The organism is Streptomyces sp. NPDC003032, assembly GCF_053591415.1.
This window is the reverse complement of sequence record NZ_JBSFTT010000050.1, coordinates 26,528-39,827: the sequence shown is the minus strand read 5'-3', so window position 1 is coordinate 39,827 and position 13,300 is coordinate 26,528. Positions and strand designations below refer to the sequence as shown.

Annotated in this window: 14 protein-coding genes and 3 pseudogenes; 6 read left to right on the top strand and 11 right to left on the bottom strand. The window is 69.0% G+C overall.

Annotated elements, in window-relative coordinates; all coding sequences use genetic code 11:
• Positions 1–306: 306 nt before the first annotated feature.
• The gene (locus ACWDZ7_RS38180; RefSeq protein ID WP_451803356.1) at positions 307–1,788 is read right to left on the bottom strand and encodes an NF041680 family putative transposase; all 1,482 of its coding nucleotides are present in this window, start codon (positions 1,786–1,788) and stop codon (positions 307–309) included.
• A 338-nt stretch (positions 1,789–2,126) separates the two neighbouring features.
• On the opposite strand from ACWDZ7_RS38180, the gene ACWDZ7_RS38175 reads away from it, so the two are divergent.
• Positions 2,127–2,480, top strand: a complete 354-nt coding sequence (locus ACWDZ7_RS38175) for a hypothetical protein (RefSeq protein WP_451803355.1) — start codon at positions 2,127–2,129, stop codon at positions 2,478–2,480.
• A 1-nt stretch (position 2,481) separates the two neighbouring features.
• Positions 2,482–2,949 (top strand): hypothetical protein, encoded by a 468-nt coding sequence (locus tag ACWDZ7_RS38170; RefSeq protein ID WP_451803354.1) that lies wholly within the window; start codon positions 2,482–2,484, stop codon positions 2,947–2,949.
• A 305-nt stretch (positions 2,950–3,254) separates the two neighbouring features.
• On the opposite strand, the gene ACWDZ7_RS38165 is transcribed toward ACWDZ7_RS38170, so the two are convergent.
• Both ACWDZ7_RS38165 and ACWDZ7_RS38160 read right to left on the bottom strand, forming a co-directional pair.
• Entirely contained in the window at positions 3,255–5,702 is a 2,448-nt protein-coding gene (locus tag ACWDZ7_RS38165) for an ABC transporter permease (RefSeq protein ID WP_451803353.1), read from the bottom strand.
• On the bottom strand, positions 5,699–6,391 hold the full coding sequence (locus ACWDZ7_RS38160) for an ABC transporter ATP-binding protein (protein WP_451803352.1): 693 nt from the start codon (positions 6,389–6,391) through the stop codon (positions 5,699–5,701). The genes ACWDZ7_RS38165 and ACWDZ7_RS38160 overlap by 4 nt, the downstream gene beginning before the upstream one ends.
• Before the next feature lie 220 nt (positions 6,392–6,611).
• Here ACWDZ7_RS38160 and ACWDZ7_RS38155 point away from each other — a divergent pair, with 220 nt between their 5' ends.
• The 3 genes from ACWDZ7_RS38155 to ACWDZ7_RS38145 all read left to right on the top strand — a co-directional run bounded on the left by ACWDZ7_RS38155 (position 6,612) and on the right by ACWDZ7_RS38145 (position 9,465).
• Positions 6,612–7,910, top strand: coding sequence for a sensor histidine kinase (locus tag ACWDZ7_RS38155; protein WP_451803351.1), 1,299 nt, complete (start codon positions 6,612–6,614; stop codon positions 7,908–7,910).
• A complete protein-coding gene (locus ACWDZ7_RS38150; protein ID WP_451803350.1) occupies positions 7,907–8,593 on the top strand; it encodes a response regulator in 687 nt (228 codons plus the stop codon). Before ACWDZ7_RS38155 ends, ACWDZ7_RS38150 begins: the two co-directional genes overlap by 4 nt.
• A gap of 65 nt (positions 8,594–8,658) precedes the next feature.
• Positions 8,659–9,465, top strand: a complete 807-nt coding sequence (locus tag ACWDZ7_RS38145; protein WP_451803349.1) for an inositol monophosphatase family protein — start codon at positions 8,659–8,661, stop codon at positions 9,463–9,465.
• Positions 9,466–9,473: 8 nt separating this feature from the next.
• On the opposite strand, the pseudogene ACWDZ7_RS38140 reads toward ACWDZ7_RS38145, so the two are convergent.
• A pseudogene (locus ACWDZ7_RS38140) lies at positions 9,474–9,688 on the bottom strand (IS982 family transposase); the annotation flags it as partial.
• 421 nt (positions 9,689–10,109) lie between these two features.
• A complete protein-coding gene (locus tag ACWDZ7_RS38135; protein WP_451803348.1) occupies positions 10,110–10,472 on the bottom strand; it encodes a hypothetical protein in 363 nt (120 codons plus the stop codon).
• Here ACWDZ7_RS38135 and ACWDZ7_RS38130 point away from each other — a divergent pair.
• On the top strand, positions 10,471–10,926 hold the full coding sequence (locus ACWDZ7_RS38130; protein WP_451803347.1) for a hypothetical protein: 456 nt from the start codon (positions 10,471–10,473) through the stop codon (positions 10,924–10,926). The genes ACWDZ7_RS38135 and ACWDZ7_RS38130 overlap by 2 nt on opposite strands.
• A gap of 245 nt (positions 10,927–11,171) precedes the next feature.
• Here the strand turns inward: ACWDZ7_RS38130 and ACWDZ7_RS38125 are convergent, their stop codons facing one another.
• The 6 genes and pseudogenes from ACWDZ7_RS38125 to ACWDZ7_RS38100 form a co-directional block, all read right to left on the bottom strand.
• Complete coding sequence (locus tag ACWDZ7_RS38125) at positions 11,172–11,468, bottom strand: hypothetical protein (RefSeq protein WP_451803346.1); 297 nt, start codon at positions 11,466–11,468, stop codon at positions 11,172–11,174.
• Positions 11,465–11,656: a toxin-antitoxin system HicB family antitoxin gene (locus tag ACWDZ7_RS38120; RefSeq protein ID WP_451803345.1), complete on the bottom strand. Its 192-nt coding sequence runs from the start codon at positions 11,654–11,656 to the stop codon at positions 11,465–11,467. The genes ACWDZ7_RS38125 and ACWDZ7_RS38120 overlap by 4 nt, the downstream gene beginning before the upstream one ends.
• Positions 11,657–11,834: 178 nt before the next feature.
• Positions 11,835–12,119 carry a hypothetical protein gene (locus ACWDZ7_RS38115; protein ID WP_451803344.1) on the bottom strand — a complete coding sequence of 95 codons (285 nt, stop codon included), beginning with the start codon at positions 12,117–12,119 and terminating at the stop codon, positions 11,835–11,837.
• A 109-nt stretch (positions 12,120–12,228) separates the two neighbouring features.
• Positions 12,229–12,576 (bottom strand): annotated as a pseudogene (locus tag ACWDZ7_RS38110) (NYN domain-containing protein); the annotation flags it as partial.
• Positions 12,577–12,630: 54 nt separating this feature from the next.
• Positions 12,631–12,813: pseudogene (locus ACWDZ7_RS38105) on the bottom strand (transposase); the annotation flags it as partial.
• A 58-nt stretch (positions 12,814–12,871) separates the two neighbouring features.
• The gene (locus tag ACWDZ7_RS38100) at positions 12,872–13,300 is read right to left on the bottom strand and encodes a RacP protein (RefSeq protein WP_451803343.1); all 429 of its coding nucleotides are present in this window, start codon (positions 13,298–13,300) and stop codon (positions 12,872–12,874) included.

Sequence of the window (13,300 nt, the reverse complement as noted above, 5' to 3'; positions counted from 1 at the left end):
ACACGATCCACGGCCGCGACTGACGCTTCGCCATGACCTGACCAACGAGCCACCAAGCCGATAGTCACTTGATCAACAGCTTTTGTTAGAGCCAGAAGGTGCGGCTTCGGTGCTGCCAAGACGGAGCCCTTCGGCCGATGTGGTGACCAAGCCGCGGCGGCGCCAGCCTTTCTGGCGTAGGTCCCTCATTGTGGACTACGTGTTGATGCCTTTCAGGCACACACGGGTGTGGTGGGAGCCCTCTCGCGAGCGGGCGACTTGCCCGTTGCCCTTCATGGGCAGGGCTCCCACCATGAACAGCCCCAGTTAGCTCATGGCGTTCGTTGCCTTCGAGCGGCGGGGTTTCGTGCCGATCTTGTGGTGGGTTGGGCGGCTGAATGCCTGGCCCGTGGCAAGTATTCTTCCCACCTCGTGACGCTGTGCCGGACGACGGTTCTTCGAGCCTGGCGGACGTCCGGAGCCGGGCCGAGAAGGTTTCGGTGCACTGGCTGGGGAGCCAGTCCGTGCACGGAGGTTTCTGAACCCGCGCCGGACACGGGCGGGCGTGAGCTTGTTCGGTGGGGCGGGCTTCTCCCACGGGTGGCGAAGGTCGCCGGCCAGCGGCCGGGCGAGCCGCAGTTGAGTGTGCGCTGCGACCACCAGCCACGTCCAGCGGTCCGCTGCGGCCGAGCTGCGAAGCCGCGGTCGGACCCATCCAAGGGTCTGCTTGAGCATCCGGAACGTGTGCTCTAGGTCGAATCTCCGCAGGAAGGACTGCCAGCAGCGGTCGACGTCCGCCCCTGTGGCGTCGGTGCCCGACCACCACAGCCACACGGGCTTGTTCACCCCGCCGGACGGCAGTCTCTCCACGGCCAGGCGGATGACGGTCCCCTCGATGAGAGGCAACGGGCCGTCGTGGTCGATCCAGGCAGCCCGGCGGGTCAGCCGGGGGTGGAGCCGGTCCCATGCCCGTGCAGTCGCGGTGCCGTAGAGGCGGGTGTCCGTGATGGTCACGGCCTGCTCAGTGCCCCAAGTGGCCGGGTCGCCGAAGACGAACTCGCCGCCGTGCTTGGGCGGCCGGCCACCCTTGGGATCGTAGACCCGCGGTGGTGTGGGCCGCCGCATCACCCGGTCTGAACGCAGCCGGCCCAGGATCTGCACCGGCAGGTCCGCCAGGAGATGTGCAATGCGGGGTGCGTCGTAGCCGGCGTCGAGGACGACCAGGATCTCCAGGTCGCCTTGGCACCACTGGCCGGCGGCGATCAGTCGCTGAACCACCTCCCGGATCTGGACGGTGGTGATGGCGGCGAGGTCGGCGCCGGGTTCCAGGCGGATGGCATCCAGAATCGCCGTCCAGGAAGTCCGGCCCGTCTCCAGGGCGGCCACGATCGAGTAGGGCCAGCCGGGCATCATCTGGTGCTTGGCGTCGCCGCGGCCGTAGGTGTGGCAGAACGAGCGGTCCGGGCAAGTGCCGGCGTCCGGTCGTAGCCAGGGGGAGACGTCCACCGCCAAGACCAGCCGTCCGTCCGCCGCCCTGGGCAACGGCAACTCGGACAGGGTTCGGCGGAGCCGGGCAACGTCGATGTGGCCTTCGTTGAGGCCGCCGTACAACGAGCCGTGACCACGGCGGTGTTCAGGGGCTAGCGCAAGCTCGACGAGCGACCGAACCGGGCCGTCGGTGCACAGCACGGCGTCGCACAACTCGAACAACGCGTCGCCCCACGTGGTCAGACACGCGTACAACTCCGTCCGGAAACGTGACACTTCCGCGAACGCATCCCGCAGGACGCACTGATCCCCCACACTCATGGCTACGGCCTTCGCGCTGATCTTTGCCTGTGACGAAGCAAAGGATCAGACGAAGGTCGCCTTCACATCCTCTGAACTGCGAAAACGCTAATCAAGTTCGAGGCATGTTCGAGACTGGGTCTTAAAAAACAAGCTTAGGCCGGCCCGGTGGCGCCCAGGCCGTCTTCCACCACGAATGGAAGAAGGAGGAAGCGAAGCGGAAACTCCAGCGGACCGTCGAGGCATATCGGCAGTTCGAACAGGGGCAGCTGCCCGCGGGCCCGGGAGCCGACGCCCTGCTGGCCACGTTCCGCGCCGTCGAAGACGAGCTGGCCAACCACGAGCCAGGACCGGCGAAGGTGGTCACCGACCGGCAGATCGAGCTGCTGCTGAAGAGGAAGGCGTCGGTACTGCACCTGTCCGCGGCGAACTACTGCTGGTTCGAAGACCCGGCCAAGGCGCTGTGTCTCAGGCTCGCCGGCACCAAGTCCGCGGCAGCTCCGCTGACCGGGCTGTGTGACAGCTCCCGCTGCCCGCAGGCCACCCACCACCTCGTTCACCGCTCGGTCTGGCAGAACGCGGCCGACAACGGCGCCGTCCTGCTGGCCAGCCCTTGCATCCCGGCCGGGGAAAGGGACCGGTTGCGGGCCGAGCACGAGCGGTCCATGCGGATTCTCGAAGAGATCGACAAGGCAGCCGGAAAGGCCGGATGACATGGCACTGAGCCACCAGCAGCGCGACCAGATTGAGCGGCGCATTCGCGCGGCCATCGACCGGCTGCTGGCCGGGCAGATCCCACCCGGCGGCGCCTGCGATGTCAAGACGCTCGCCCGCGAGGCGGGCATCTCACGCGCATCCCTCTACCGGACCTGGGGCCACCTCAAGGACGAGTTCGAGCAACGCCGAGCCGCCGCCTGGGCCGCCGGACATCAGCCCGATCCCCGCGAAGCCCGGATCGCGCGGCTACGGGACCTCAACCAGCAGCTCACCAGCAAACTTGCCCGCACGCACACCGAGTTCAACCAGCTCAAGGAGCGTCACCAGCTGCTGCTGTCCGTCCTGGCAGCCAAAGACGACGAGCTCCAGCGCCTCCGCCGTGAGCCACCAGCCGAGGGCCAGACCTGTGCTGCGGCGTATGCGGAGGTAGGAGGACGAGTGAGCCGTGGTGCGATGTTTCACTGATGCCGAGGTAGCCGTGCGTCTGTGAGGTGCCCTACCCCTGGTTCGGGGACAGGTCTCGGGGACTTCTGCGGATGAGCAGGGGCCGGATCTGTGCGGCGGCGAGACCAGGTCGGAGCTGCTGCCCCACACCCGGTCTCGCCGCCGATACCCCGCACCGCTTCCCGCTGCCGGCCCCCGTCCGGGCCTTCCGAGTCCCTCTCAAGAGGAACTGCCTGGACGGGGGCACCGGCACCTGTGCCTGTACGGGCGGCCCGACCCCGCGGACCTGGCGGATCCGCCCCCAGCAGCTCGCGCTCCGCCGGACGCTACTCGGTGCGCAGCGCCGTGGCCGTACGTGCCCTGGCGGCCCAGCCTGCCGGGATCAGCGCGCCCAGCATCGCGATCACGAATCCGCCGAGCCCCAGCAGGAGCAGCTGGAAAGGCCTGTACACATCAAGGACAAGCGACGGCAGGCTGGTGCCCACGGCACGCCCCATCACCGGCATGACGACGTGGTGCAGCGCGTACCCCGCCGGCACGCCGAGCAGCCCGCCGATCACGCCGATCACGGCCACCGAGGCGAGCACGAGGCTCACGGTCTGCCGCGGCGTCATGCCGATCGCCTTGCAGACACCCAGGTCGTGGATGCGTTCCCGGGTGTCGAGGACCACGGAGTTGAGCACACCGAGACCGGCCACGATGATCAGCATGAGGGTGAGCAGCACCGCCATCGCGGCCATAATGAGGATGACGCCGTCCTGCCCCGACTCGGAGCCGGTCGTGGCGTCGCCCCCCAGCGGCTGTACGACCGCGGCGACCTTCTGGGCGTACTCGTCGGCGGAGACGCCGGACTTCGTCTCGACGAGGAAGGTACTGGGCTCGGCCGACCTGAAGTCGGCCATGTCCGCGTGGATCTCCAGCTGGCTACCCGACGTGTCGAAGGACTCGCCCACGATCCGCAGGTTCGCGGTCTCCTTCTCGTAGGTCACCCGCACCGTGTCACCGAGCTTGGTGCTGGTCCTCTCCAGGAAGCGCGAGGGCACCACGACCTGTCCCTTACCGGTGATCCAGTGCCCGGAGAGCATCTCGTAGCTGCCGGCGCGCGAATCGCCCTCGTAGAGGCTGGCCTGGATCGATCCTGAGACCCCGGCCACGGCGACCTCGGTCTGGGCCTTGCCGTAGAACGACTCCGTGTCCGGCTGCGACGTGACGGCGGACCGCACCTTCGCCGGGTCGGCGACCTTGGGCTTCGTGGACGTGCTCGCCGCGCTGTTCTCCACGGGAGGCGGGGCCGAATCGCCGCCGCCGGGGGGAGGCGGATCTCCCGCGTCGCCCCCCACAGGCGGTGGCGGGGGAGCGACTTCGATCGCCTTGGTCGTCGTGACCGTGACCGCGGCGCGGTTCTCGGGGTCCTGCGAGGTGCCGATCGCGTTCAGGGACGAGGTGAGACCCACCGCAAACGTCGCCGCGACGGTGCCGAAGGCCACCGCGAGCAGCATCGCGAGGGTACGTACCGGATGCGTGAAGGGGGTGGCGAGACCGTAGGTCACCGGTCGCGGCAGCGGCAGCATCCCCATCGCCCGGTGCGCCCACTGGCCGCGCCCTGTGCGCGGCGCCCGGCCGACCGCGATGGCCTCGACTGTCCGCAGTCTTCCGGCCCGCAGCGCGGGAATCAGCGCCGCGATCCCCACGACGACCAGGGTGGCGGCCGGTACGGCGGCGTCCACCCACCAGGCCACCGAGAGCGAGACGCCGCCGTACACCGACTCGGTGTCGGACAACAGCGGCACTGCCAGGAGGTTGCCCAGGACGACACCCAGGGCGATGCCGACGACGGCCGGGATCAGCGCCTGGGCCACGTAGGCGCGTACGACCTCGCGCGGAGTGAAGCCGATGGCCTTGAGGATGCCGATCCTGCGCAGGCTGGTGCCGACCGCGCCACTGATCACACTGCTGACGATGATCACCGACATCACGATGCCGAGCGCGCCGAAAGCCATCACGAACGGGACGGTCGCCGCCGCACCCTGATCAGCGGCGCGCTTGGTGTCCAGCCAGGACTGGGTCCCAAGGAGCGCCCCGGACCCCACGGAGTCGGCGAGCTTCTTCCGGTTGGCGAGGATCTGCTGCTTCGTGCTCGCGGAGTCGAAGCGGTAGAGCATCTGACTCGCGACCGGGTTACCCTCCGACGCCAGCGCGTCGACCTGCGCGGGAGTAACCCAGGAGTCAGCGGTCTTGCTGGCCGACACAGCGAAGCCGACGATCGAAAGGGGCGGGGCGCTCTCGGCGTCCGAAGCCTTCATGGGGGCGCCGATCCCGATGGCGGGCCCCTCGAACGACGCGTCGAGCACGATCTCGCCGGGCTTCTGCGCCCACCGGCCGGACTTCAGATCCACCCGGTCCACGGCGCCGTCCGGTGCGGACCGCCCGACCAGGGTCAGCGTCGGCAGTTGGAAGCCCGCTCGGTCCACCGGGCGGAACGCCGTGGACGGGTACGGTCCCGCGCTCGCGGCGACGCCGGGCAGCTTCCCGGTCTTCGCCAGCTGCGCCGCATTCGCCTTGGCCGGATCGAACTGGGCGGTGATGTGCGAGCCCTGCTGCTTCTTGAAGGCGTTGTCGAAGGGCGCGGCCGCGGCGACCATCAGCGACCCGGCGACCACCGCCGAGGCCACAGCCATCATCGTGGCCACGGTGATCACCACGGTCTGCACCCGCCGCCGGCCAACGCCGGAGCGTACGACCCGGCCCATCGCGCCGGTACCGAACAGGCTCATCGGACGGCCTGCGCATACGTGTCGAGAGCGACGTGACCGTCGACCAGGTGAATCGTGCGGCTCGCGCACGCCTCCGCCAGCGTCAGATCGTGCGTCACCAGCACGATGGTCTGTCCGGCGCGGTGCAGATCCATCAGCAGATTGCGGACGTCGTGGCCCGAGGCGGTGTCGAGTGCACCGGTGGGCTCGTCGGCGAGCAGCAGCGCGGGCCGGTTGACCAAGGCCCGGGCGACCGCGACCCGTTGGCGTTCACCTCCGGACAGGCGGCCCGGGTAGGCGCGGGCGTGCTTCTGAATGCCCAGCATCTCCATGAGCTCACCCGCGCGGGCCGCGGCCTTGCGCCGACTGGTCCCAGTCAGCTGGGCCGGGAGCTGAATGTTGTCGGTGACGGTGAGGTCGTCGAGAAGATTGAAGAACTGGAAGGCCATGCCGATGTGTTCGCGACGGAACTTTGCGAGGGCGTGCTCGCTAAGCTGGTCGATCCGTCGCCCGGCCACGATCACGGCGCCATCGGTCGGCTTGTCCAGGCCGGCGACGAGGTTCAGCAGCGTGGACTTGCCGCTGCCGGAAGGGCCCGTCACGGCAAGGGCCTCGCCCTTGGCGATGCTGAGCGTGAGCGGTCCGAGCGCCGGCGCGCCGACGCTGTCGTAGCGCTTCGCCACCCCCTCCAGTTCGATCACTTGATGCATACGAGTTGTCCGTCCTTGAGGTCGCGAGAGGCACATGGCGTTGCCGGTCCTGCGAACCTAGAGGTGCCGCGTATGGGGCGCCTCGGCCGCGGAACCAACATCAGGCCCTTCCTGCGGAGGATTCGGCCGCGGAGTCATACCTGAGAAGTAGGCCTCTGGGGCAATGCCCTGGCCAGACAGGCGGACGCGGGCCGAGCGGAGAGCGCAGCACAATGCACGGATGGAGACGGAAGACCGGCGCAGCTGGCATCAGCAACTCATCGGCGCGCTACGCCCGGACGCGAAGGCCGCCCCGCTGTCCCGGCGAGCGGTGCGCGCCGATGTGGTGCTGGCGTTCGTACTGACCGTCATTGCCCTGTTCGTGGCGGTGCGCTATCCCGGCGACGGGCCGGTGAACATCAACCCCCCTACGGTGGACGTCGGGACCGGGGTCCCGGCCCCGCCCTCGCCCCCCGACCCTGGTCAGGCGCCCGTGGAGGAAGAACCCTCCTCCGTGCCCTGGGCCCTGGTCCTCCTGTCGACGCTGCCGCTGGCAGCCCGGCGCCGGTATCCGCTGACCTTGTTCGTGGTGGTGCTCGGCGCGGCACTGGCCATCGGCAGCTCCGCCTCCTGGATCACGGTCCTGGCCTGTGTCATCGGCGCCTACAGCGCCGTCGTATACAGCCGTTACCGGATAACGGCGGTCGCCGTCCTGGTGATCGCCGCCGCGCTGTCCGGTTTCGCTTTCCGTAACGCGGACCCAGTGCTCCCCGGATGGTCCAGCCCGGGCTTCGTGCTCCTGGTGGCCGGGATGCTGGCCAGCCTCGTCCGCTTCCTGCAACTGCGGCTGGCGTCCAGCCGGGACCGGGTGACAGAACTGCAGGCCGCTCAGGAGGAGGCCACGCGCCGCGCCGTCGAGGAGGAGCGTGCCCGCATCGCCGCCGAACTGCACGACGTCGTGACTCACAATGTGAGCGTGATGGTGATTCAGGCCGGCGCGGCCCGCAAAGTGATGGACATGGCGCCCGAGCAGTCGAAGGAGGCACTATTGGCCGTCGAGGCGGGCGGTCGGGCCGCCATGGCCGAACTGCGCCATGTGATGGGCCTGCTGGCCGCCCCGGACCATGAGAGGCCCGACAGCCTGGAGCCCCAGCCCGGGCTCGCGCAGCTCGACGCGCTCGTCGCACGAGTACGCGCCGCCGGTACGCCCGTGAGCGTCGGGGTATCGCTGTCGCCGGATCCGCTGCCGCCGGGGGTGGACCTCGCGGCGTACCGCGTCGTACAGGAGGCGCTGACCAACACGATCAAACATGCGCGCGGCGCGCAGGCGTCCGTCGCCATCGGTTACACAGACGCCTGTCTGGAGATCGAGATCACAGACACCGGCGGTGCCAAGGATTCCCCGTCGGCGGAGAGCAACGGCCGTGGCCACATGGGGCTGCGCGAGCGGTTGGCCGTCTACAAGGGCGAGCTGACGGCCGGACCGACAAACGCCGGCGGCTACCGAGTCACGGCCCGTATCCCGCGGAGCACCGTATGAACATGGACCAGCCACCGCTGCGTGCCGTCATCGCCGACGACCAAGCTCTCGTACGCACCGGTTTCAAGATGATCCTGGCTGCGGACGGCATCGAAGTGACGGCCGTGGCGGCCGACGGGGCCGAGGCTGTCGCAGCGGTCCGCCGTACGCGGCCCGACGTCGTCCTCATGGACATCCGGATGCCGGAGATGGACGGCATCGAGGCCACCAGACGCATCATCGGCGACGCTGGCCCGGCCGGAACGCGGGTCATCATCCTCACCACATACGACCTCGACCACTACGTCTACGCCGCGCTCACGGCCGGCGCCAGCGGCTTCCTGCTCAAGGACGTCACCCCCGAACATCTGGTCTCCGCCTTACGCCTGGTGCAGACCGGCGACGCTCTCCTCGCGCCCACGATCACTCGTCGGCTGATCGAGCGCTTCGCCCATTACGACGAACCGCAGACCATCGCCCCGCACCGCGATCTGTCCGGCTTGACCCCGCGCGAGCTCGAGGTGCTCCGCCTACTCGCGACGGGCCTCAGTAATGCCGAACTCGCCTCTCGGCTGTTCCTCAGCCCGACCACGGTCAAAAGCCACGTCGGCCGCATCCTGTCGAAGCTGGACCTGCGCGACCGCGTCCAGGCCGTCGTCTTCGCCTACGAGACGGGGCTGATCGCCCCTGGCGGGGGCGCCTAGCTAGCTAGTGTTTTGCCGGCGAAGGTTCGCCGAGGCGATAGCTTCGCCTCGATAGTCTGCACGGCATGATCGACTCATACACGAGCTCCGACGATGCTGCAGTCGCGATAGCCGGGGCGCGGGCTGGCGCGGACGTGATCCGCGACATGTACGGCCAGCGGCTCAGTCGCATCAACAAGGGTGCCGGGGACTTTGCCACCGCCGCCGATGTGGAGGCAGAGGAGGCGATCCTCGGCGTCATCCGTGCCGCACGGCCTGGTGATGCGGTGCTCGGCGAGGAAAGCGGGCAGCAGGGTGCCACCAACGCTGTGCGCCAGTGGTTGGTGGACCCCCTGTGCGGCACGCTGAACTACGCCGTCGGCAATATGCTGGTGGCCGTCAACGTGGCACTGCGCGATGGGGCGGCGGCGGTGGCCGACCCGTTCAGCGGCGAGATCTTTTTCACCGATCGGGAGACCGCCTGGGTGCGGCATGACGGGGTCGACGACACACTGCTGAGGCCCACGCCGTCTACCCGATTGGTGGACGTCAACCTGGATCCCCCGTTCCCGAGTGCGCCGGGATTCCGGGCCGTGGATCTACTGGCCTGCCCTGAGTTCGTCGAGCGTTTCCGGCCGCGCGTCGTGTCCACGACGCTGGCGCTGGCCTGGGTGGCTGCCGGCAAGCGCGCCGCGTATGTCACCGATGGCGGCGACCTCTCCGGGAGCGTGCATTTCGCGGCCGGTATCGCTTTGTGCCGGGCTGCTGGCTGCGTTGTCACCGGGATCGACGGTGTCCCGATTGACGAGGCGGGCCGTGGGCTTGTGGTCGCCGCCGACGAGGAGACCCACGGGCTGCTGATGTCGATGATGCGCAACCTTCCAGACGATTGATAACAAGGTCAGTGGTCGTAGCCGGTCAGTGACCGGATGACTGGTTGGTCGGTGTGGTGGTTGTGCCAGATCGCGGCGGTCAGAGCGAGGGGTCGTTGCACGACGCGGGCGGCTACCCCGGCAGGGTCTGGTTGACGGACTCGATCAGCTGCCGTAGCGGCTTGAACAGCGCCGAGCTGGTCCGTTCGGGTGCGCCCTTGCGGACCGGCCGCAGCAGTCGGACGTCAGGCCAGCGAGTTGAAGTTCGGTGTGGTTCTCGACACGGATTGGCCAACTGCCCTCAGAGCCGCAGCGGCCTTCGGTCTCGGCAGGATTTCCGGCGTCGCAGCGGATGGCCAGTCGTGCGTCAGCCGTGATGCCGTCACCCCCAGGGGCGCATTCCGAGGCGCGACGTCGACGCCTGCCAACCGAGACACCCGAGCAGAATCCCAGCCATACCACTGTCGGCTACTGCCCCTCCAAAGCGAGACGCCGAGGAAGGCGAACACGGCATTTGCCGCGTTAACCCAGTGGTCCCCGACGGTGTGGCCGACCCAGAGGGCGACGAAAACGGCTGCGAACATGCAGATGTCCGCCTGTCTGTGACGGAGTCGGGTGGATGCGGGGCGGCCGGTCGCTTGGCCGTGGACGGCCGCCCCGGCCGTTCAGTTTTCGGAACCGCCGGCGGCGTCGTTGAGCGTGGGCGCGTTGACCGGCCGGCCCATCTGACGCAGTCCCGCCTCATACTTGCGCTGTGCGGAGCTGCGCTTGCCGGGGTCTTCGAAGAGCACAGAGGCGAGCTGGGACCAGGTCAGGCGGTAGGTGTTCTTCAGCCTGACGGCGAGGTGCTGCTCGCGGCGCTCGAGCAGCCGGGCCAGAGTGCCGGTGGCGTGTGCGAGCCGACGGGCGTTGTGCTCGGAGCCGGTGTCGCCAGCCTCCCGCTCGTCCCCGAGCGCGGTGAGCGCGTCCTCGAGGTTCCCGTTCGAGCCGCCGACGCCCGGCCCGTCGGCCATGCGCGGTGCGGCCATGCGCCTGGCGGAGTTCCTGAGCACCTACAGTGCCGACGCGCGCCAGGAGGCCACCGCGCCCACGGTGGAGGACGGCCCGCTGGCGGTCGAGGCCGGCAGGATCGAGATCGTGACCACCGGCAGCATCATGCCGCTGCGGTGTCCGCGCCAGCACACGGACCGTGTGCGCGCCGTTCGAGCGGACGGGCCGCGTGCCGCTCTCGAATGCGAGCACGGACACGTCTTGGAGTTCTGGCAGCTGGAGCCCGCCCGCCTCCGGCTCGCCGTAGCCCGGGCCACAGGGAAGCGCCCCTCAGTCCAAGGGACGCATCAGGTCGAGAAGCTGTTGATCGTGTCCCCGGACGCGCCGCGTCACAGCGACCCTCACCGGATCAACGTGTTCCTGCAGACGACAGGCACGCCGCTCTTCGGCCGCGACGACATCGTCAAGCAACTGGGCCGACTCGGGCAATGACACGCCGGGGCGCGCCGACACGCTGGGGCCGCTGTGCGCCGGGTGTCTACACACGGCGAAGCCCCGGAACGTCATAGTCCCGAGGATTCGCCTGGCCTGCACTCTGGCCCCGGGCCGTCCCGGGTCCATCTCATCGGCTGAGGAGGACGCCGGGGCCTGGCAGCCGGTGTCCCGCCCTCTACCTGTCGGCCTCGTCTTCGGGGCCTACGCGATGACCGCCGCTCGCGGCGAGGTGAGAACGCGCCTCACAGATCGAGAACCGCGCGCAGCGCCTGGTCCACCCGCGCCATTGTTTCGGCGGGCACCACCCCGACGCGGGTCGCGTCCGTAAAGCGTGTCGCGTGCAGTTGCTGGAGGTTCACGGCGACCGCGGTGCACGGCATCGGGTCGCCGATCACCACGCTCATCGCCGTGTCGGGGTAGCGCCCGCTCGGATGCAGCACGATCGCGAGTACCGCCTTGAACGACGTTTCCAGACCGTCCAGGGAGACGATCAGGACGCTGCGTCCATCGGTCAGAGTCCAGACCTCACCGCGCCTCACAGAGCGTCGCCCTCGCCCGCCAGGTCCTCACCCAGACCCAGCGAGGCGAGCTGCCGCGCGGCATCCAGTGTGGCCTGACGGCGAGCCGCCCGGACGATGTACGCGTTCAGGGACAGGCCCGCAGCCTCGGCACCGGCGCGGATCGAGAGATCCAGATCGTCAGGGATACGCAGCGTCATCACAGTCATGCCACCACTATAGCCACCAGAACTGGTGCCTATGGTGGTGGCGGGCCGTGCGCTGTGCTTCACCGCACTCGGCCTGGACGCCCCGAACGAAGACGAAGGCCTGCGGGATGTCGTCGAAGCCGACGCCGAATCACCGACCGGCGGTTCCGCTGAAACCGGCCGGACGGAGCGCACGAGCTCATCCGGCCTGACGCAGTGCAGGAGAGCTGGTCGCACCGGCCTGCCCGGCACGCTCGGCACGGGCGCGGCGGATTGCGGCCGCGCGCACGGCTTCGGCGGCCTGACGCTGCTGAGTACGGACGTCCTCGAGCGATGTCGGCACCTCGCCCTCCTGGTCCTGCTCGACGTCGGGGAAAGCGGTGGCAGCGAGCTCGCGGCGGACTTGTTTCTGGTGTCCGATGGCGCTCGGCGAGGGCGGCGAGAGCCGTCCGGAAGCCTTCGGAGGCGTGTCGCGGGTCTTCACCAGCTCGGCAGGTGTGGGCCTGGACGCTGGGCCGGTGGCAGGGGCAGCGGGGAGGGCTCCGGGGCCACCGGCTCGCGAACAGCCGCTGCTGCCTCGCCGGGATTCTCCGTCAGGTCCACTTCGCCGGGCGTTCGATGGCGTGTCCGGTCGCTGGGTCGACGACCTGGTCGGGCAGCTGGGCGCCAGCGAACTTGGCGCGGCCGATCGGGAAGGACGCCGGCATCAGCGTCTTCAGTTCGTTGGAGAACCTTTTGGGCGGGAACGCCGCCATGATGTGCGTGCCCGGCGCGAGGCTCTTGGCCTTGCGGACAGCGGGGGCGAGGTCGCTGTCGGCGCTGATGATGACGGCCGAGGTCGCCGACTTCGTCGCCACGTCCGCGACGAGGGACACCGTGATGTTGACGTCGGTCTCCTTCTCCTCGTAGTGCGTCCAGTTGCTGCCGCACTGCCGGCACGTTTTCTGCTTCGCCTGATAGCGGCCCTTGATGATCTCCACCGTTTCGCCGCTGTGCGCGGGAAGCCATTTGCAGCCGGTGTCGACGACATAGCGGATCGCATCCACGATCTCGCGCCGGGGGTGGGCCTCCGGCCGGCCCCCAGTGCGGGTCTCGCAGGCCGGGGTCGGCAACAACGGCTCGATCAACGCCCACTCGTCGTCGAAGGTGTCGGAGGGGTAGCAGCGCCCGCGCGGCAACGGCTTGCCTCCCTCCCAAACGGGGTGGGGCCGGCCGTGAAGCGGCTGGCCCCACCGGTCAGGCGTCGGTGTAGTCGGAGATCACATCGAGCGTCGACTCGACTGAACTGAGCTGCGTGTTCAGGTGCTTGATCCAGCGGCCTTTGGGCTGCAGGGTCGCGTGCGGGGCGACGACGGCGGTGATGAAGCGGCGGATCTCGGTGAGCTTCTCCCGGATGATCGACACTTCGTATGCCTGGAGCGCGGACGCATCCGAGCAGAACCTGTAGCCGTCCGCTCTGGTCCAGATCAGAGGCGGCCAGCCACGTTCGGCGATGGTGTCCCGCAGGCAGGCCAGGCCCAACCGGGCCTGGCTGGGAGACAGTTCGCTCGATCTCACCAACTGCGGGAAGGTCAGACCGGCCGGCCTCGCCTCGAAGAGCACGAACCGGACGCTGTCGGCATGCCGCTGGGCGGCGGGTGACCTGACCTCGGAAGCCCGGGGCAT